14 protein-coding genes and 1 pseudogene are annotated in these 19,010 nt (G+C 60.8%); 4 read left to right on the forward strand and 11 right to left on the reverse strand.

All coding sequences use genetic code 11. From position 1 onward, the window contains the following. Nucleotides 1-342 precede the first annotated feature (342 nt). Nucleotides 343-1,986, forward strand: coding sequence for an acetolactate synthase large subunit (locus OUZ52_RS05415; protein WP_266157314.1), 1,644 nt, complete (start codon nt 343-345; stop codon nt 1,984-1,986). A 23-nt stretch (nt 1,987-2,009) separates the two neighbouring features. Here OUZ52_RS05415 and pgaD read toward each other — a convergent pair whose 3' ends face one another. Genes pgaD through pgaA form a run of 4 tightly spaced genes read right to left on the reverse strand, consistent with a single transcriptional unit; the run spans nt 2,010 to nt 7,606 of the window. Continuing rightward, nucleotides 2,010-2,480 carry a poly-beta-1,6-N-acetyl-D-glucosamine biosynthesis protein PgaD gene (pgaD, locus tag OUZ52_RS05420; RefSeq protein WP_266157315.1) on the reverse strand — a complete coding sequence of 157 codons (471 nt, stop codon included), beginning with the start codon at nt 2,478-2,480 and terminating at the stop codon, nt 2,010-2,012. Next, nucleotides 2,477-3,724, reverse strand: a complete 1,248-nt coding sequence (pgaC, locus tag OUZ52_RS05425) for a poly-beta-1,6-N-acetyl-D-glucosamine synthase (RefSeq protein ID WP_266157316.1) — start codon at nt 3,722-3,724, stop codon at nt 2,477-2,479. The genes pgaD and pgaC overlap by 4 nt, the downstream gene beginning before the upstream one ends. Nucleotides 3,725-3,733: 9 nt before the next feature. After that, nucleotides 3,734-5,644, reverse strand: coding sequence for a poly-beta-1,6-N-acetyl-D-glucosamine N-deacetylase PgaB (gene pgaB, locus OUZ52_RS05430; RefSeq protein WP_266157317.1), 1,911 nt, complete (start codon nt 5,642-5,644; stop codon nt 3,734-3,736). 3 nt (nt 5,645-5,647) lie between these two features. Next, complete coding sequence (gene pgaA, locus OUZ52_RS05435; protein ID WP_266157318.1) at nt 5,648-7,606, reverse strand: poly-beta-1,6 N-acetyl-D-glucosamine export porin PgaA; 1,959 nt, start codon at nt 7,604-7,606, stop codon at nt 5,648-5,650. 674 nt (nt 7,607-8,280) lie between these two features. Here pgaA and OUZ52_RS05440 point away from each other — a divergent pair. Next, nucleotides 8,281-9,771 (forward strand): GGDEF domain-containing protein, encoded by a 1,491-nt coding sequence (locus OUZ52_RS05440; protein ID WP_266157319.1) that lies wholly within the window; start codon nt 8,281-8,283, stop codon nt 9,769-9,771. A 79-nt stretch (nt 9,772-9,850) separates the two neighbouring features. Here OUZ52_RS05440 and OUZ52_RS05445 read toward each other — a convergent pair whose 3' ends face one another. The 7 genes and pseudogenes from OUZ52_RS05445 to OUZ52_RS05475 all read right to left on the reverse strand — a co-directional run bounded on the left by OUZ52_RS05445 (nt 9,851) and on the right by OUZ52_RS05475 (nt 17,373). Then, nucleotides 9,851-10,666, reverse strand: coding sequence for a hypothetical protein (locus OUZ52_RS05445; protein ID WP_266157320.1), 816 nt, complete (start codon nt 10,664-10,666; stop codon nt 9,851-9,853). A gap of 9 nt (nt 10,667-10,675) precedes the next feature. After that, nucleotides 10,676-11,947 carry a GTP-binding protein gene (locus OUZ52_RS05450; protein WP_266157321.1) on the reverse strand — a complete coding sequence of 424 codons (1,272 nt, stop codon included), beginning with the start codon at nt 11,945-11,947 and terminating at the stop codon, nt 10,676-10,678. A gap of 62 nt (nt 11,948-12,009) precedes the next feature. Further along, a complete protein-coding gene (locus OUZ52_RS05455) occupies nt 12,010-12,744 on the reverse strand; it encodes a DUF3299 domain-containing protein (protein WP_266157322.1) in 735 nt (244 codons plus the stop codon). Next, nucleotides 12,741-13,916, reverse strand: a complete 1,176-nt coding sequence (locus OUZ52_RS05460; protein WP_266157324.1) for an ABC transporter permease — start codon at nt 13,914-13,916, stop codon at nt 12,741-12,743. Before OUZ52_RS05460 ends, OUZ52_RS05455 begins: the two co-directional genes overlap by 4 nt. Before the next feature lie 196 nt (nt 13,917-14,112). Next, nucleotides 14,113-14,649, reverse strand: a pseudogene (locus OUZ52_RS05465) (ATP-binding cassette domain-containing protein); the annotation flags it as partial. Continuing rightward, nucleotides 14,646-15,200 carry a DUF2796 domain-containing protein gene (locus OUZ52_RS05470; protein ID WP_266157325.1) on the reverse strand — a complete coding sequence of 185 codons (555 nt, stop codon included), beginning with the start codon at nt 15,198-15,200 and terminating at the stop codon, nt 14,646-14,648. The gene OUZ52_RS05470 and the pseudogene OUZ52_RS05465, both read right to left, overlap by 4 nt. A gap of 172 nt (nt 15,201-15,372) precedes the next feature. Beyond that, entirely contained in the window at nt 15,373-17,373 is a 2,001-nt protein-coding gene (locus OUZ52_RS05475) for a S46 family peptidase (RefSeq protein ID WP_266157327.1), read from the reverse strand. Nucleotides 17,374-18,036: 663 nt separating this feature from the next. Here OUZ52_RS05475 and OUZ52_RS05480 point away from each other — a divergent pair. Together OUZ52_RS05480 and OUZ52_RS05485 are read left to right on the forward strand one after the other, a co-directional pair. After that, nucleotides 18,037-18,237, forward strand: a complete 201-nt coding sequence (locus tag OUZ52_RS05480) for a hypothetical protein (RefSeq protein ID WP_266157328.1) — start codon at nt 18,037-18,039, stop codon at nt 18,235-18,237. 217 nt (nt 18,238-18,454) lie between these two features. Beyond that, nucleotides 18,455-18,901, forward strand: a complete 447-nt coding sequence (locus OUZ52_RS05485; protein ID WP_266157330.1) for an RrF2 family transcriptional regulator — start codon at nt 18,455-18,457, stop codon at nt 18,899-18,901. The last annotated feature ends 109 nt before the right edge of the window (nt 18,902-19,010 follow it).

The raw sequence follows: 19,010 nt of genomic DNA on the forward strand, positions 1-19,010 counted from the left end.
GCATGGCCCGTGCGCAAACACCGCCAACGATCGGCAGGCACGCAACGCTGCCTGCCATCGAGTCATCACATTGGTGATTTATCTTTGTTTGGCGTATATCTCGTGGCCACCGGTCGCCGGCCGAGCAGCGGAGCGCCATCATCGTGTTCAACACACCGCGTCATCATGCCTAGGCGCCGCCACTGGCTGATCATCCTGCGACGGACGCATGGATGTTGATGTGCAAAAGCATGCAAGCGGCTGCCATCGATCCCGGTTAGGTCTTATTCTTTCTGCGCGACTTTCGCCGAAACCGATCCCCACACGGCGCGGCCTGACGCGCTCGATACCGAGGAGCATTGCATGAGGGCAGCGGAGCTATTTGTCAAAGCCTTGGAAGCCGAGGGCGTGCGTCGTATCTTCGGCGTACCCGGCGAAGAAAATCTGGATTTGGTCGAGGCGCTGCGGGAGTCGTCGATTCGCTTAATCGTGACCCGGCACGAACAAGCGGCTGGTTTCATGGCCGCGACCTGGGGCCGTCTTACCGGCGAGGCCGGTGTCGCGCTATCCACTCTCGGCCCGGGCGCCACCAATTTGGTAACCGCCGCGGCCTATGCGCAGCTAGGCGCCATGCCGATGCTGATGATTACCGGCCAGAAGCCGATCCGCACGCACAAGCAGGGGCTGTTTCAGTTAGTCGACGTGGTCGACATGATGCAGCCGCTGACCAAGTACACACGCCAGCTGGTTTCCGCGCCGACGATTCCAGCGCGGGTACGTGAAGCCTTCCGCCGGGCCGAGGAAGAACGGCCCGGCGCGGTGCATCTGGAACTGCCCGAAGACATCGCCCGCGACGACGTCGACGAAGTTATCCTGCTGCCGACGGAATACGCCCGGCGCCCGGCGCCCGACGATGCCGCCCTGGTGCAAGCGGCCGAGGCGATCGGCAGTGCCAGGCAGCCTATTCTGATGATCGGCGCCGCCGCCAGCCGCCAACGCACGGCAGTCGCGTTGCGAGCCTTTATCGACAAGCTGGGCCTACCGTTCTTCACCACCCAAATGGGCAAGGGGGTGGTCGATGAGGACCACCCGCTGTGGCTGGGCAACGCGGCCTTGTCCGATGGCGATTTCGTGCACCGTGCTATCGATGCCGCCGACGTCATCATCAATGTCGGTCATGATGTGGTCGAGAAGCCGCCGTTTTTCATGCACAAAGGCCGCCGCACCGTCATTCATATCAACTTCTCATCCGCCGAAGTCGATACGGTTTACTTTCCGCAGATCGAGGTGGTCGGCGATATCGCCCACACCGTCGAGCAACTGACCGATGCGCTGAGCCCACGGGACCACTGGGATTTCAGCTACTTCGACAAAGTGCGCACGGCGTTTCACCGCCAACTGCTCGAGTACGCCGACGATGCGCGCTTCCCCATGCATCCGGTGCGCATTGTCGATGAAACACGCAAGTTCATGCCCGACGACGGCGTGCTGTGCCTGGACAACGGCATGTACAAGATCTGGTATGCGCGTTACTACCGGGCCAGGCAACCCCATACCGTGCTGCTGGACAACGCGCTCGCCACCATGGGCGCCGGGCTGCCTTCGGCGATGGCGGCAAAAATGGTTCACCCTGAGCGCAAGGTGCTGGCGATCTGCGGCGATGGCGGCTTCATGATGAATGCGCAAGAGCTGGAAACCGCCGTGCGCTTGAAGCTCGACTTGGTCATCCTGCTATTGCGCGACGACGCCTACGGCATGATTCGCTGGAAACAGGCCGAAATGGGTTACGCCGACTACGGCATGACCTTCGGCAACCCGGATTTTGTCGCACTGGCCGAGGCCCATGGTGCGCGTGGCCATCGACCGGCCAGCGCCGAGGAATTCCTGCCGACGCTGCAGCGGGCTTATCACGAAGGCGGCGTGCATCTGATCGACCTGGCGATCGACTACTCGGATAACCACCGCATACTCAACGAAGAAATTCGTCGTTTAAGTGCAGCGGTCTAAGCATCGATCGAAGACATCCGGCATCAATCCCGCGTGGCCTTGATCACCGTATCGGCACGGTGCGTTACCGTGCCGTCGTCGAGAAAATCCAGCACCACACGGCGCTCGGCGCGCAATCGCAGCGCGGTCGGTTGTTGCACTTTCAAGGCATGCGCCATGGCACGCGCATCGGGAATCGGCCGGCCCTGGCGACGGCTTGGCTGGCCTTTGCCAAAGCGTAGCTGGTTGTATTCGGACCATATCCAGACAATGACCGTGCACACCGCCGCGATCATCGCCACCATCCATAAGTCATGGCCGCCGTTGCCGTGTTTGAAAAGCATCAGCTCAACGTAGCCGTTGCGCAGACCGAGCGCCCACGCCACCAGCGTAATCAACGGCAGCCACAACGCACTCCATGCTACCCAGGCCAGCAGGGTAAGCAACGAGAACACCAGCCGTTGCGCCGGCCGTTGGCGCTCTGGACGCTGGATAACAATGGCTTCGGCTTTCATCGCACTCCCCGATCCGGGCTGACCCACACCGCGCGGGTACCCTTGCGCTTGAACAATGCCTTGGGAAAGGCCACCACGGTTGCCGCGGTAATCAGCAACCAGTAAACCAGCGGATACCAGATCATCCAATAGTAGTTGCGCCCTACTCTGACCTCGTAACGGCGGTCGATCAGCGTACTCGCGGCAAACTGGATAAGACATACCATGCCCAGTACCACACCATGCCATTGCGGCAGCAAGGTCGGTATGTATAACGCCGGCGGCAACGGCAGCACGAGGCCTAGCAACCAAAGCGTGATGATCAACAACATCACATAGGCCCATGCCAGGCTGAAAATGTATTCCAGCGCGACCAGCCATTTGCGCCGATGACGCCACCGGAGCAAGCCGGTGCTATAGCGCAAGATGACCTCGACGCCGCCCTGCGCCCAGCGCAACCGCTGCTTCCACAGCCCGTGCAGGGTTTCCGGCATCAGAATCCAGCACAGTGCATTCGGTTCGTAGCGAATATCCCAATGACGCATCTGCAAGCGCCAGCTGATATCGATGTCCTCGGTCACCATGTCGGTACTCCAGTAGCCGACGTCGTGAATCGCGCTTTTGCGAAAGCAGGCAATCACACCGGAGACGGTGAAGATGCGGCCGTAAATGCGTTGCGCGCGCTTAATCATGCCGATGATCGAAGAGAACTCACCCACCTGCAGCTTGCCCAACAGGGTGGATCGATTGCGGATACGCGGATTACCCGTGACCGAACCCACCCGCGCGCCGCTCAGCATGTGCGACATCAGCCAATGGGTCGCGTATTCATCCAGCAAGGCATCACCATCGACGCACACCAGGAACTCTCCACGTGCCGCCATGGCCGCCATGCGCAGGCCCATGGCCTTGCCCTGGTTGCTGGAAAAATGAATCACTCGCAGCCGTGGCACTTCGGCTTGCAAGGCATCCAGCAGCGCGCCGGTGTCATCGGTGGAGCCATCGTTGACCGCAATGATTTCAAAATCGGGATAGCGCTGGCCGTTCAGATACATGATCGTCTCTCGCACCTGCGCGCCTTCGTTATGGCAAGGCACGATCAAGGTCACTAACGGATAACTGGACAACGCCGGCGGCTGTACGCGAATCGGCCGCTTGCGCTCCCAGCGCAGGTAATAGATCAGGCTGCCGCTCATCCAGGTCAGCGACATGACCAGCGGATAGTAGAAGGCGTAGCTCAACAGCGCATTCATGATGTCGTGCATAGGCTCTTCTCAGCGTTCCGGGTACGGATATTCGGCGGCCGAAATGTATGGCCGAATGGCTTCCAAAGCCGGATGACCGGTGATGAAGTTATCCGGGTAATAGCCCAGATGCCTGACACCTTGCGCCTGCAAAAAGCGGATCCGCCGGCCCAGCTCCGTATCGGGCACCGGCTTGTTGCCGTTACGCCAATCCACGGTCGCCAGCTCAAACAGCGTGCGGTCCAGCCCTTTGGGTTGTGCGGCGACCGCAGCCACCAGCCGACGAAACCAATCATCGCTGGCAGGCAACTTGTCCAATTGCGGCATCGCCATCAGCGCGGTGTAGTCATAAGCCGCATTGAAGGCCGGCAGGCTTTGCGCGAACCAGGCTTCGGCCGCCGGCTCGAGCACCGGCCGAGCATAAATATTGCGCGCGGTTTTTATTTGCGTGCGCCACTGCCGCACGCGGGCGGTCAGTTCATGGGTAAAGTCGATCAGATACTGCGTGCGCTGCACCGCGGTGCTGCCGGCCAGCGGCCCTAGTGCGTCGGTATCGCGAATGTAGGCGTCGTCGGAAAACAGTAGGCCATCCAGCGCCGCGTGAGTCGCCAGATCTTCGTAAACCTCGCCTATCATTTTCCGCACCGCCGGGTCCCATGGCGCCAAGCGGAAGTGATCGCCATCGTTGGCCGCGCCGGGCTTGCCCAGCGTGGTCAGCGCCGTGGCGTGCGGAAAGCGAAACGCCAGCACCGGCATCCAGGCCAGCACCTTGACCCCGGTACGCGTGCGCAACTGCCAGGCTACCCGCGAAAATAAGTCTGCCCGCATGGGCAGGTGGCGGTTGGGGAAATACACCGCATCGGCGACGCCGTCGCCGTCCGGATCGGCATAGGCTTGCAACCAGACCTGGCTGGGGTTCATCCGCTTGATGCGGTCGAGCAAGGCCGAGAGATTCTTCTCTTGCTGCACCGGGTCCGCATCGTAGACATAGTCCAGATCCACCTGCACCACCCGCTGCGGCGTCACCACCAGCTGCTGATAAATCAGCGCGGCCAGTCCATCGATGCCGAGGTTGCCGGAAACCAAGAGCCGCGGGATGGTTTTGTCCGTGCCCAATTCAGGCGCCGCATCGTCAAGGCTGAGTGACACCTTCAAGCCCACTGCGGCGGCTTGCGCCTGGGCCACCAGGTTATAACTGCCATAAGGCCAGACGATGGCACGCGGACGATGGCCGGTTTCATGCTCGATTTCGTCGGCGCTGCGTTTGAAGTCACTGTGCAGGCGAGCGCGATAGGCGGCAACATCCTCATAGCGGCCTCGCTGGCTGTCGTAGGCCAGGCTCAAGGCGGCCGGCATCAGATTGCCTTGCGGATTGGCCACGATCCCCTTGTGCAGGTCATAGGTATGCGAGGCCATTTCCACCAGGCCCGAGGCCTGCATCTCGCGCACCTGATCCCAGCTGACAAAGCACTCACGCCCGCAGGCCTCGCCGTTGTAGTCAAAGCGCGTGCCTTTAGGCATGTCGATCCACGACCCCTCCAGCGCAAACAGCGCGGGATAGCGGTACGCACGCAACAGCGGAAAAACATGGGTATAGAAGCTGACCAGGCCGTCGTCGAAGGTCAGCAACACGGCTTTCTCAGGCAGCTGGCGGCGCCCCGCATTCGCGGCGATGACATCGTCCAGGCTGACCATGTGAAAGCCATTGGCGCGCAGCCAGTCGAAATGCGCAATCAAGTGATCGGTGCTGATGGCGGTGCCATCCAGGCGCCCGGCATCGCGAATGTCATCGCGCACGTCGTGATAATTGAGCACGATCAGCGGCGGCAACGGCGGATGCGCGCCAAGCGGGCCGGTAAGCGCGTCCAGGCGATCGGCGGTCAGGCCGGCAAGCGGCAGCAGCAACGCCAGCCATACGATGAGCCATCTCAGTGAACGCATCGGTCACGCTCCCCAGTGCATCGTCAGATCGAGCATGACGCGGGCGCTGCGTCGGCCATCGTAAGGCTGACTGCCCCAGCTCAGCCCCCAACCAAAGGCGAGCCCGCCCCGTGGGGTGAATGTCTGTCCGTAGCGCGTGCTGAACATCCAGCTGGAACCGAAATGGCGTTCTTGATAGACCCCGGCGGCGATATCGATGCGTTGCTGCCAGGTGCGCTCGTAGCGCTGGCTGAGCATGTTTTCCAAACGGCCGGTCAACAAACCCCAGCGCGCCTGCTGCGGGCTGAAGTACGGTACGTCGCTGCGGCTGTTACGTGAGCTACCCACTTGCACGCCCCCATCCAGGCTCAGGTAAGGCGAGGTATGCAGACGCTGGATCACCTCGGCCTGCCAACCATTGCGCTGATTGTTATCACTGAAAAGATCGCGAGACGCGCTCAATTTGGCCGAGGTCAACTCGCTGGCCCGCCACTGCACTTGCACGTCCAGCGAGTGCGCCGTAATGCCGTAATAATTGGCACGCAATGGCACGTCTTGGTCGCCGCTGGAGCTCCAGTCGGCATTGAACGTCAGGTAATCGCTGGGAAACCATTTCACGCCGGCCTCGACTGCCGTGCGCGAGGTACGACTGCCAAGCCCGGGTAGCACCTGCACATAGGCCTCCAGCCCGCGGGCGTAGCCGATCACGCCGAGGCCCAAACGATCGCGTTCGGTATGGCCTTCTTGTAGTGACGCGCCAGCCAACCGGGTCAAGCCGTAGATCCGCCAGTGATCGTCCAGCAGCGGGCTTTGCAGTTTGGCCTGGGTCTCATGATCGTAGTCGCCGAAATTGGGCGCGCCGCCCTGGCCACGGTCGTGCTCGAAATCGAACTGCCAGCCACGCTGGCGATCCCATGCATCGCGGGTCAACAGCACGTGTTTATCGCGCGGGATCACCGCCTCCACGTCTTGCAGGGAGGGCTCAACTCGCGAAAAATCATTCAGTTCGCGCCAATCCTCGATGGCGCTCAGCCTTACCCTGGCATCGTCCGGGTCGATACCCGCCGCGGTAATCGCCGAACGCTCCGAACGCCGTGGCCAGCCACGCGCCCGTTCCACATCGGCCATTTCGCGCCATAGCATGGAATTCATCGGCGCCTGCGCCAGCATGGCGTCAATGCGCTGCCAGGCATCGCGGTACAGCCAGGCGTCCTTGCGGATCAGCGCGGCGCTGATATCCGCGTCGATTTTATGCGGGTTGATCACCGGCACGGTCGAGCCGTGTATCGGCCGCCACGCGGGTTCGGCGGCCGCCGTCTGGTCAATCGAGGCGACCGCTTGTCGATAGTGGCCGGCTTCGACATGGGCGTACATCAAGCCGATATGCGGGTCGACTTGATCGTCAGGGTACGGCCCGGGCTCGTGCTTGATGCTGTCTTCGTACAACGCCATCGCCTGCTCAGGCTGACGCTGCTGCAATAACGCATCGGCGACCGGCTCATCCGCATACCAGGGCAATGGCTTGCCGGCCTGCAACATCGACTGGTATTCGCTCACGGCAGCGGCACTGCGAGAGGCCCGGTCGTAGGAAACCAAACGATCGACACGAGCCCGCGCAGCCACCTCCGGAAAGTGCTCACCGTATCGCGCCAGGGTGTCGTCCATGGTGTCGACGGCATGGTCGGCTTCGATATACGGGTGGCGCGAATCGGCAGGCATGGCGCTGGCCCAGCGCGTCTGATGCGTAGCCAGGTCGGCCTCCAGGTCAGCCATTTCCTGCGCTGGCAGCGGCGGATCGAGCTGCCGTGCTAATTGCATGGCCTGAGCCGCGGCACCCAGCTCGGACAACAGCCTGACCTGCAATTGCAGCGCCTGGGCGTCGTTGGGCCAGCGCTGCAGCAGATCGCCGCAAAGGGCGAGTGCCTGCATCCGCCGACCCGCCGCGCGCTGCGACTGCGCCGCGGCCAACAGCTGCTGGCGCACGGCGCCATCCGCAACCGGGCTCCCCGCATGCACCGGCCACGCACAGACCAGCGTCAGGCCCAGGATGAGCTGGCGGTACCATGTACGCGGGACTGACGGAGTGCGTCCTGACATAGCTGATTCCAAGGTTCGAAACGTATGCAAGGCTCATCCCTGGGGTGGATTCAAGCGCAGAGATCGAGCGGATTTCAGCCAACGAACCCAGGCTGGAGACTACTCCCTCCCAACGTGATGACCGCGCCACGCATCGCATCAAGCTGGCGCAAGTCAATCGTCAGGCTGGGCATAGCCGGCCTCGGCCAGACATAGGCCAGCGACGCCACAGGCTGAGGGCCTGTTCGCCGCACTTTATTTCACTTCCCCCGAGATGACCGGCCTGCTGGCGGTCATGCCCCCCTGGGGCGAAAGTGTCGCCATAGCACCAGACCACGGGTATCAGAAAATTCCTAGAAATGACCTCATTCGCACATGGCCCCCCTTTCGCAAGGGAGAGTGGCTCATGCGGCTTGAGCGGCATGACGACCTCCCAACCCGGATAGCTCTGAGGTTTTAAAAACGCGACATCGCTCAGTTGCTTTTGCCCGGCTTATTGCAGAAGCTGGCCTCGGCGGATCAACCGTTCGGAGCCTTATCTGGTTGCTGTACCCCCGGTTGCCATGACCCAAGGAGTGCCCTTGCCAAAGACCGAGCTCACACTTGCAGGCGCATTTCTGGCGCTGCATGCCGTGGTCATTGCGATGTTTCCGCAACACGCCATGATGGTTTCCTATCCCTTCTTGATCGCCGCGCCGCTGCTGGCTACGGCGACCATGCTGCGCCGCTGCTTTATCGACGGCTTTGCGCTATACAAGGGCTGGATTCTTGCCGCGATAAGCATGCTGCTGTGGACCCTCGGCATGCTCATGAGCGCGGGTGCCGAGCTGCTTTTGGACACGCACAATCTGACCCCGGCCGTCATCATGCTGGTCTATATCCAGTACGGCGTGCCGATTACTTACGCCGCCTCCGGAGCGCATGAAGAGCGCGAATCGGTCATCGTGCGAATCACCGATGCGGTGATGGCGATGACGCTCGGCGGCATGTTTTACCTCTACACCTTTTCACTGGCCAGCCTGCATGGGCAAACCGACGCCCATAACGCACAGCGGGTCGTCTTGATGTTCGATCTGGAAAATCTGTTTCTCGCCGTCTGCTGCACGATTCGCTATTTGGCTGCCGAGAGCTACCAGGCGCGGCGCATGTTTGGCGTATTGACGATTTATACCGTCAGCTATCTGGTGGCGGCGCTCTACTACAATCACGTACTCGCGCTCGATGAAGCCCATGCCGGAAGCTATCCGGCACTGTGGGTGATTGAAATTCCGTTCTTGCTGGCTGCCGCGTTTGGCTGGCGCGGCGCCGTCTTTACCGGCTTCACCTCACCGCGACTGCAATGGATCCGTATCGTCCGCAGCGGTAGCCCGCTGATGCTGGCCTTGGCTGTGCTACTGACTTCCCTGCTGGTGCTGCAAATTCACTTTTATGTCGCGGTGGCCGGGATCGTCATCGCGCTGATCGGTTACGGCTTGCGCAGCACCTTGACGCAGGCGCGCCATATCGAAATGGAAGACGCCTTGCGCCACGACCGTGACGAACTGGAAGACATGGCGCTGGAGGACAGCCTGACCCAGACACCCAACCGCCGCGCCTTCGATCTCGCCCTGCATCGCGAATACGCCCGCGCTGTGCGTACTGGTCAGCCGGTGGCCCTGCTGATGATCGACATCGACCATTTCAAATGGATCAACGATCGTTATGGCCACCTGACCGGCGATCATTGCCTGCGCACGATCGCCACTGAATTACGCAAGGTTTTGCGCCGACCGACCGACCTGCTAGCCCGCTTTGGCGGCGAAGAATTCTCGCTGCTGCTGCCCGATACCGACCTGCCCGGCGCGCAAGCCATAGCGGCACTGGTCAATGCCGCGGTACGCAAACTGGCCATCGCCAATCCCGACAACCTCGACGGCATCGTCACCGTCAGTATTGGCGTCGCCATTTCGCTGAAAAATGGCGAAGAAACGCCGATCGATCTACTGATGCGCGCCGATAAAGCGCTTTATCAAGCCAAGCACAATGGCCGCGATCGCGTCGAATACGCCGACATGCCTGAGGCAAACGCCTAGTCGATCAAGCCTCGCTCGATAACCTGCATCGCCATCGCCTGGCGTTAAGGTGTTCCGCGTCGGTCTGGGCGCAAACAGATCAGCGGCACGACACCGGCAATCGCTCTAACTGGTTATGGATGGCTAACGCCATTTCTTGTTGTACCACCGCCGACTGCAACACGCTGGCCGCGGGCCCAGGCGACCGTTGCAACACGGCAGCGCAGGTATCCACCACCAGATGCCTGCGCGCATCGGCGCGTAAGCGCCCGCACTGCCAGGCACGTTCGACCCCGAGCGGCAATACGGCATAACCGATCGGCGTGCATGGATCGTCACTCCGCGCATGCAAATCCCGCCCTGCAAACTCGCTCGGCACCTCATCGCTGGCGGGGTCGAAATAACTATCGGGAAACGCCGCGGCGTAGCCAGACGGGTCTAGCCGCATCCGGTACTTGCCGATCGCGATATGCAAGCTCCGACCACACGGCGCCATTGCCGCGAGATGGCGCAAAAGCCCGTACAGTTTTGGCCGCAGCTCGGGCTGCTCAATCAACACGGTAGACGCACCGAGCAGCACCGGCAAACGAGCCTGCATCACCATCCGGGTGAGGTCATGGGCATGCAGCGGCTCACAACGACTTCGTATGCTGCTCACCAGTAGAAAACTCACATCGCGGACAAAATCATCGTGACTAAGCATGGCCTCGGCGATGCGATCTCGCGTGGCCGGCGGCAGCATATCGCCCGCATCGATATCCAGCGGTAATGGCGCCGCCAAGGCTTGAGGCAAAACAGCCGTCGGCGACACGCCCTGCGTCGCCGGGCGATCAGGTTGCCTGCCGATGCGCCACACCAGGCACAAGCCGATCAACACGATGAGCAGGGCCAGCAACCGCAGGCGTGCACCGGTCATTCGACGAACTCAAGCAGAATGACGATGCGTGGGCTCCCAACGCGGAAAGGTGTCCATCATCCACGACCAACTTTCAGGACCGGCCAGAAGTTCTTCATCGCGCAGCAGGCAACGGTCAAGCTCAACGCGAATCTCCCGCTCAGGCAGATCGACGCCGATCATCACCAGCTCTTGCCGGCGATCGCCGTAGGTCGCATCCCAGATATGCTGAAGCGCATGGCGTTGCTGCGCATCGGGCAATTCGTTTTCAGTGGGCGGCTTGACGGCGAGATCCGATGCCACAAACGGCTTGGTCACCGGCTCATCAAGGCGGTATCGGCTGGCCCACCAGTAACCGGCCGCACGGACCTCGGTGGAGCCACCGACAATAGCCAGTTCGCCGACCCGGTCCATCCGGCTGGCCAGCCAGAAAAAACCTTTGGCACGCAAGATGCCTGGGATACCCAGCGTCAAAAGACGCTGCCATCGAACCGGATGAAACGGGCGCCTGGAGCGATAGACGAAGCTGGTGATGCCATAGGCTTCGGTCTCAGGTGTATGCACCCCCATCAGCTCCTGTACCCAACCCGGTGCATGCTCTGCGCGCTGATGATCGAAAAGCCCGGTATCGAGTACATAATCCAGCGGCACTTGGCCAAAGCTTGCTTCTATCAACTTGGCATCGCGATTCAGCGCGCGCAGCACGCGCTTCACTTCGCGCTGTTGTGGCTGATCAAGCTGATCGCATTTGTTGATTACGATGACATCGGCAAATTCAATTTGCTCGGTAAGCAAGTGCACCAAGGCGCGTTGATCGCCAATGCCCGCCGTTTCGCCGCGATCTGCCAGCATGTCTTGCGAACAGAAATCGGTGAGAAAACTCAGCCCGTCCACTACCGTCAGCATGGTATCCAGCCGTGCGACGTCAGACAGGCTGAAGCCCTGCTCGTCGCGTACCTGAAAAGTGGCGGCCACCGGCATCGGCTCGGAAATCCCGGTCGCCTCGATCAGCAGGTAATCAAAACGGCCCGCCGCCGCCAGCCGCTGCACCTCTTGCATCAAATCATCGCGCAAGGTGCAGCAGATGCAGCCATTACTGAACTCGACCAGGGTCTCTTCGGTGCGACTGAGCGCAGCGCCGCCATCGCGAATCAAGGCGGCATCGATATTGATCTCACTCATGTCGTTGACAATCACCGCGACGCGCCGATGCTCACGATTGCCCAGTACATGATTGAGCAGAGTGGTCTTGCCGGCGCCGAGAAAACCCGACAATACCGTGACAGGAAGACGTTGCTGCATAGGCTTAGGATCCTTTCATGATGTTCTGATGCCAGGCCGCGCCGTCATGAACGCACAGCGATTCATTCAAAGGCACGGCGCAGGTTTTGCTGGGTGTCGTCGCTGTATGTTTCCAGGCGCGCGGACTGCATCGCATAGGCGGACGAGGCCATGCTGTTTTCGGTGGTTTCGATACGTAGCGTGCCCTTGAGCCAAAGCGGATCCCATAACGACGGGGTTTCGATGGCTTGCGCCAGCACCACGTGCACGATCATGTTTGGCGGCGGGGGCGGCACATGGATACAGGCGCCATAAAACGGCACAAAAAAGAACTCCGTCATGCGACCGTGGCTATCGGTTTCTAGCGGCACGACATAGCCGACCAGTTTGACCTTGCGGCCAGCCAGCCCGCTAACCGTGTGCAGCGTCCCCAACTGTTTACTGCGCTGGTTACCGATGTGAACCACCGGCGGCTCATGCTGCAAGATCTCGTAGTCTTGCTTGGGCAACATGTCGTCCCACTCAAGCTCGGCATAGCCATCGTTATCTGGCAGCGGCAACGCGTCTTCTTCTGCAGCACCCGGCTTTACCGGCGGCTTGCCCTGCGAAACATTTAAACCCTGCGCCGCGAGAATGCCTTCCATCGCCGCTCTTGCCCGCCCGGCATCGGCAGCGGCCTGGGCACGCGTCAGACCCTGCTGCGCGGTGCTCGCCGATGAAGCCGGCATCTGATCGGACGAATCGCGATGCGAACACGCCATCATCGTGGCGGCCGACAGCAACAGTCCCATACCCCATAAGTAGCGCGGCATCTTCATAGGCGAGTCTGCAGGCCGTCGATCAGCGATCGGCGATAGGCAATCCATGCAGGAACGCAACCGGCCAACAAGGCCATGCCCAGCACCGCGCCAAGCAGCATCCATTCGGACGCAGATAACCCACCTAGCGATAAGGCAATGCCCAAGTGCTCGGCGATGGGCGCGCGCGCCAGCGCCAGCACGCCATACATAAGCGCCACACCGAGAAGCACACCGCCACTGGCCAATACGGCCGCCTCAAGTAGCAGCAGCAGAAACACCGTGCCCGCCGAGGCACCGACCGCGCGGAGTATCGCCATTTCGCGGCGACGCTCGTTCAGCGTCGTCAACAGTGCCGTAAGCATGCCGAACAAACCGACCAGCACCACCAGAAAACTGATCGCCCGCAGCGCGTTTTCGGCGCTGCCGACCAGCCCCCACAATTGCTGCAAAGTCACCCCGGGGAGAATCGCCAGTAACGGCTCGTCCGGGTAGTCGTTAATGGCGCGCTGTACGGCAAAAACCGCCAGCCGCGACTTCAGCCCGATTAAACCTGCCGTAATGTCCGTGGGCGTCAGGTCCATCTGCCGTGCCTGCCCCGCGCTGACCCGCCTGCCTGGCAGGCGCATGCCCGATTGCCAATCGACATGCACCGCGGTGATCGCCTGCACACTGATCGCCACCGTTTCATCCACCGGCGTGCCGGTAGGCGCAAGCACGCCGACGATGCGAAACGGTTTGTCTGCGTGCAACATCTGCCGTACATCACCGGCGCCGTGCGCGATGACAATGCTTTGACCCAGGCGGTAGTTCAACTTGGCCGCCACTCGCGCCCCAACCACCGCATCGTACAAATCGTCGAAGGCGTGGCCTTCGGCAAAGCGCAGCGCCGCGCCATCGGCATAGCGGTAACGGCTGAAGAATTCACCCGATGTACCCAGCACGCGAAAACCACGATGCGAATCGCCGAGTGAAATCGGCACCTCCCAAGCCACCTCGGGCAAGGCTGCGATGTCCTGATAGCTCTTCCAGGACACATTACTGGTGGCGTCACCGACATGGAAAATGGCGTACAAAAGCAAATTCACCGGCCCCGAGCGCGCACCGACGATCAGATCGGTGCCAGACACCGTACTGGCGAAACTGCTGCGCGCTTCGTGACGGAGCCGCTCGACACCGAGTACGAGCAACACGCTTAGCGCCATGGTCAGCACGGTAAGCGTTACCGCGAAACGCCGCTGACGCATGCTGTGGATAGCGGTCAAAATGCGATGCCAACGACGCATCGTGACTGACGAACACCAGGCTGCTTTGGTAACGCGAGCACTGCTCCAACAGCAAGCAGACAAAGGCATTCCGTGCATCGGTATCCAGTGCCGAGGTCGGCTCATCGGCGATGATCAACTCGGGCGCACCGATAAGCGCCCGTGCAGAAGCTACGCGCTGCTGTTGTCCGACACTCAGTTCATTCACGGTACGACGAGCCAGCGTCGCGGTGTCCAGCCCCAGGGCTCGCAGCAAATGCTCAGCTTCGGCACGCGCCGAATGCCGTGTACTGGCCTGCCTGGTACGACGCGCGGAGAAACAGCAACCAAGCAATACGTTGTCGATCAGGCTGAGATAAGGCAGCAGATTGAACTGTTGAAAAATATAGCCGACGTGATCGGCACGAAAGCGATCGCGCCGGGTCGCCCGCAACGCCGAAAGCGGTCGCCCCAGCGCGTGCACGCTGCCCTCGACAGGTGTCAGCACACCGGCCAGCAAGCCCAGCAAGGTGCTCTTGCCGCTGCCGCTGGGGCCGCAGACGAATACACGCTCACCACGCGCCACTTCAAAATCGGGCAGGTCCAGCATGTCGCCCTGCCCGCCCCAGGAAAAACGCAAGCCACGACATGCCAGCAGTGGATTGGGGACACTGCTGCTCATGGCATGAGGTCAACGCGGTGCTGCCCCGCCTGCAAGATCTGTTGATCCTGCCGGCTGGGCAGTACCAGGTTGACCACGACCTCTCGCGTTTCAGGAAAATGCTCCAGCAAGTTGACCTCAAGCTGCTTTAGCTGTGCAGGCAGCTGGCAGTGGTACCGATAGTGCGCGTGGATCTCGGTGTGATCGTTGCCGCCATCGGCAGGTTGGTCGCCGCGGTCATAACCGTGCGGCTCGACCTTCGCTTCAAGCAAGCTGCAAGCGCCATCGCGGGCAGGTATCAGCCAGCTCGCCGGTGACTTCAACAAAGCCAGGGCAGCATCCAGCCGTTGATGCTCTGCGGGCGTAGCAGGCGGATGTTCGAAGCCGACCATATTGTGGCCAGGGGCGGCCAAGGCGATTTCAAGCGCACTGCCTTCGAGCACCACATCGAGATTCGACACACCATGCACATGCGGACCGTACTGTCGCCACGCGCGAGCTTGCGTACTGGACGCAGCGAGTACGGACAAGCCGAGTCCGAGGATGCACGCTGTGCTAGTCCATTTCATCATCAGGTCATCGTTGATTGGAGTGTCATGCCGCCGCAGACGACGTGACTTATCGGCCAGCCGGAGTGACTGGCGCCAGTCCGAGCCGGGGATATCGAGCCTGCGACCGGATGGATCGCTGGCTCGCCTGCTCAGTCCATGCCGGCTAAAGCCAGGCCTATAAAAACGCGCTGGATTATCGGTGGCCGTTGATCAGCTCATCCGCCAGCAACGGTAACTTATAGACTTTGCGCACTGCCTCGACCAAGGCTGCGGTGTCCACGGCAACGGCTCGGTTATTGCTGCTGTCGTAAGTGAAGTCGCCACCGATAGAGTGGATATTGCCGTCGAAAATCAGGCCTACCGCGCGGCCTTCGCGATCAATCACCGGGCTACCTGAGTTGCCGCCGATGATGTCGTTGTCAGTGACGAAGTTCATCGGGGTAGTCAGATTCAAGCTACTTTTCGCCTGCACCCAGCTGTCCGGGAGCTTGAACGGATCGGCACCAGTGGCACGCGCATACAAGCCATTGAAGTCGGTAAACGGCGGCACCGGCTTACCGTCTTCGTTCCAGCCGGCCACCTTGCCGTAGGAAAGACGAAGGGTAAATGTGGCGTCGGGATAATTGGCCGTACCATCGCGCTCGAAGCGTGCCCTGGCAATGGCTTCATCAGCCTTGCTGGTCGGTGCCTGCACTTCGGCTTCATATTGCTTGCGCACGGCAGCAGCCTGTGGCTCGATCTGGCGGGCAAATACAATCATCGGGTCCGTGGACGCGGCGATAGCTTTCGCCCCACCGTCCCAAAGCTGCTTGCGTACCGCCGGGTCGGCCAGCTTGGTACCGCTGACCAGCGCCTGCGCGAGTTGATCGGGCGATTGCTTGCCAAGCACCTGATGCACGAAAGCATCGTCCGCACCGAGCCGCTGGCGCATTTTTTCCATCGCATTGCGATAAGCCGGCAGGCGTTCGCCATCGGGCTTGGCACGTTCGGCGGCACCACGCACCAAGGTGCGTGCGTTATCGAACAACTGTGTACCCACTCCAAAACCACGGCCGCCCTGGATCATGCTGTAACGGCCTTGCAACTCCTTGCCGCGCTGCTGAGCCTGCTGCAGCTCGGCCCAGGGATCGCCGTATGTGGCCTTGCGCGCAGGGTCGGCGGCAATCCAATCGCGCAATGAAGCATCTTGCTGCTGCTTGCGCTGCGCGAAATCGGCGTCGCTCAAGGTATCCAGCCAGCCGGAGAAAACCTTGAGCGAGTTATCCAGGCCGAATAGCAGATCCTGCGCCTCCTTGGCCTGCTGTGAACCCCCGCGGGTGTATTGCCATAGCACGCCGCGCAGCTCGGACAGGTAACCGAATGACGGCGTCAGCGTGTAATTGCGCATCGCCGAGAGCTGTGTCCACGGTGTGTCGCGCTGGGTCGAGCCGGGATTGCCGACCACGAATGTCATGTCGCCAGCCTTGGGCCCCTGCGGGTTGAACTTGAGGAATTGCGGCGTCTTTGCCGGCTTGCCATCGAGGTAGGCGCGGAAAAACGTCACGTCCAGGTCATAGCGCGGAAAGTTGAAATTGTCCGGATCGCCGCCGAAAAAAGCGACGCTTTGTTCCGGCGCGAAGACCAGGCGTACGTCCTGATAACGGCGATATTTATAAAGCGCATAACGGCCACCGTGATACAGCATGACCACATCGCAACGCCAGGTCTTGGCATCGCCGGCTATGCAGGATTGTTCGAGTTTGCTGCTCACCGCACGCTCGGCCTTGATGCGATCGGCGCCGCTCTTCCCAGCGGTGGCCGCGCTTACCTGGGCGGTGACATCGGTCATCGAATCCAGCTGATTCAGTTCGACATCCGGGCATTTCGGTTCGTCTTCCTGCTTCTGCACACTGAAGCCATCAGACATGTAGTTCTTGCCCTTTGCCGATAGCTGCGACAAACAGCTATTGGCGCAGTGATGATTCGTCATCACCAGGCCATCGGCCGAGACGAACGAGCCGGAGCATCCTTCCGCCAGCCGCACCGCGGCATGCTGCACCAGATCGATCCATGATTGACTCGGCGTAAAACCGTAGTGCTGCTGCATTTGCGCCACCGGCAGATGATCCAGTGTCCACATGCCTTCATCGGCGGCGGCCGATCCCGCCGCAAAGACCAGCGCGCCTGTCAGCGCCAGAGCCATCATTTGCTTCATGTGTGCCATCCCGATGCATGAAAGCCCGCGAAGCGAGCTGGTGAGTAATGCAAACGAGTATCCGAGCAATGTTATAACATAACAACATGACTTATGACCTGGCCCGGCGAGCCAAGGCATACCAGCCCCATCCAGCCGCCCCAGCCCGCCGGCGATGAGCACAGTGCTACTCCTCAACCACAGCTTCCGTGATGTATGGCTCACAGCCTATGCTCATCGTAATCACCTGCTCGATCGAATCTGGATGACGCACGGCGCTCCAGCCTTGCGTAGATAAAGTGATCGATCCGTCGTCGCATCATAGGCATCGGCGCTACTCGGCAAGTTTCTTCGCAACGCGACGACAGTCCTACAGCCTTTATCGATCACGCCGAAGTACCTCGGTGCATCCAAGTCGATCCCGTGGTCAATCGCGCTTCGAGTGTGATGGCATAAAGCCATGGCCGTCCATGTGACCAGTCGCTGGGTTTAGATCGATCACCCATCTTTCGTGAAGATACCCTCACAAGATTTTCTGCCCAAGCCGTCAAAATCGCCTAGTACGACACCGAAGCAGACGCTATGGTGATGCCCGCCGAACTCTCGCATACCAGGTGTTATCGGGCGCTCACAGGGTATGTGCCGTAACGGGTAAATGCGCCTGGTGCAACGGGAGTGAATCGCATGAACAAAGCGCTAGTAGGGATTGCCCTGATCGTGGTCGCGTTGTCGGCAAGTGCCAGCGGTGTACGTCACGCCAGTCCATTAGCCTTTAACGAGCATCCGCCTGCATGCTTGCCAGGCCAGACCTTATTGCCGATCTACAACGCCGATGGCGTCATTGTAGGTTGGATCTGTGCAGGCAACCCAGATAATCAGCCGTAAGCACGCCGATGAAAGGCAGCCGCAGATCTGTACATGACACTGCGGCCGCCGCCATGGCTACCCACTCACACTCATCGATGAGCACGACATGCCGCCCGTCGCCGACGGCGAGTCGATGCCACTGCCGACACTCGCAAATACGTACGCCAAGGCTCACTGGTCAGGCTTTCGAACCAGCCTCCGTTGGAACTGCCATGAGTACCGAGAACTCGCATCCATGAGATTGACGTACCAGACCGATTACGCCTTGCGCCTGCTTATGTTTCTGGCGGTTCAAGGTAATCGGCGTTCGTCGATACATGAGGTGGCTGAGCATTACGGCATCTCAGAGAATCATCTGATGAAAGTAACCCAGCGCCTCGCTGCCCTCGGCTATGTCGATGCCCTGCGAGGTCGCGGCGGCGGCCTCCGATTGGCGAACACGCCGGTAGATGTCCCGATCGGCCTGATCGTCCGCGCCGTCGAGCCCGACTTCGCCCTGGTCGAATGCTTTGGCGGAGAAAACAGCTGCCCGATTACCCCAGTCTGCCAGCTGCGCCATGTGCTTGATGAAGCGCATACGGCCTTCCTTCATGTGCTGGACGGCTACACCTTGAAAGACCTGGTGGCGCGACCCGCCGCATTGCGCGGCGCACTGGATCTGGTGACGATTACCGATGCGTGATCAGGCGATGCCCGCCCTGAAAAATTCGACGTGATACGCGCATCCGCCACACCACCTACGAGAAGATCCGGAAGCTCCGTCTATCGAACTGGCTGGGACGCGGACACCC

The sequence above is a fragment of the Dyella silvatica genome (assembly GCF_026283955.1).
Lineage (GTDB): Bacteria > Pseudomonadota > Gammaproteobacteria > Xanthomonadales > Rhodanobacteraceae > Dyella_C > Dyella_C silvatica.

What these genes read in the sequence shown, in the direction of transcription:
- OUZ52_RS05415 (WP_266157314.1), top strand. Translation starts at nt 343, where the DNA reads ATGAGGGCAGCGGAGCTATTTGTCAAAGCCTTGGAAGCCGAGGGCGTG.
- pgaD (WP_266157315.1), bottom strand. Translation starts at nt 2,480, where the DNA reads ATGAAAGCCGAAGCCATTGTTATCCAGCGTCCAGAGCGCCAACGGCCG.
- pgaC (WP_266157316.1), bottom strand. Translation starts at nt 3,724, where the DNA reads ATGCACGACATCATGAATGCGCTGTTGAGCTACGCCTTCTACTATCCG.
- pgaB (WP_266157317.1), bottom strand. Translation starts at nt 5,644, where the DNA reads ATGCGTTCACTGAGATGGCTCATCGTATGGCTGGCGTTGCTGCTGCCG.
- OUZ52_RS05445 (WP_266157320.1), bottom strand. Translation starts at nt 10,666, where the DNA reads ATGACCGGTGCACGCCTGCGGTTGCTGGCCCTGCTCATCGTGTTGATC.
- OUZ52_RS05450 (WP_266157321.1), bottom strand. Translation starts at nt 11,947, where the DNA reads ATGCAGCAACGTCTTCCTGTCACGGTATTGTCGGGTTTTCTCGGCGCC.
- OUZ52_RS05455 (WP_266157322.1), bottom strand. Translation starts at nt 12,744, where the DNA reads ATGAAGATGCCGCGCTACTTATGGGGTATGGGACTGTTGCTGTCGGCC.
- OUZ52_RS05470 (WP_266157325.1), bottom strand. Translation starts at nt 15,200, where the DNA reads ATGATGAAATGGACTAGCACAGCGTGCATCCTCGGACTCGGCTTGTCC.
- OUZ52_RS05475 (WP_266157327.1), bottom strand. Translation starts at nt 17,373, where the DNA reads ATGAAGCAAATGATGGCTCTGGCGCTGACAGGCGCGCTGGTCTTTGCG.
- OUZ52_RS05480 (WP_266157328.1), top strand. Translation starts at nt 18,037, where the DNA reads ATGAACAAAGCGCTAGTAGGGATTGCCCTGATCGTGGTCGCGTTGTCG.
- OUZ52_RS05485 (WP_266157330.1), top strand. Translation starts at nt 18,455, where the DNA reads ATGAGATTGACGTACCAGACCGATTACGCCTTGCGCCTGCTTATGTTT.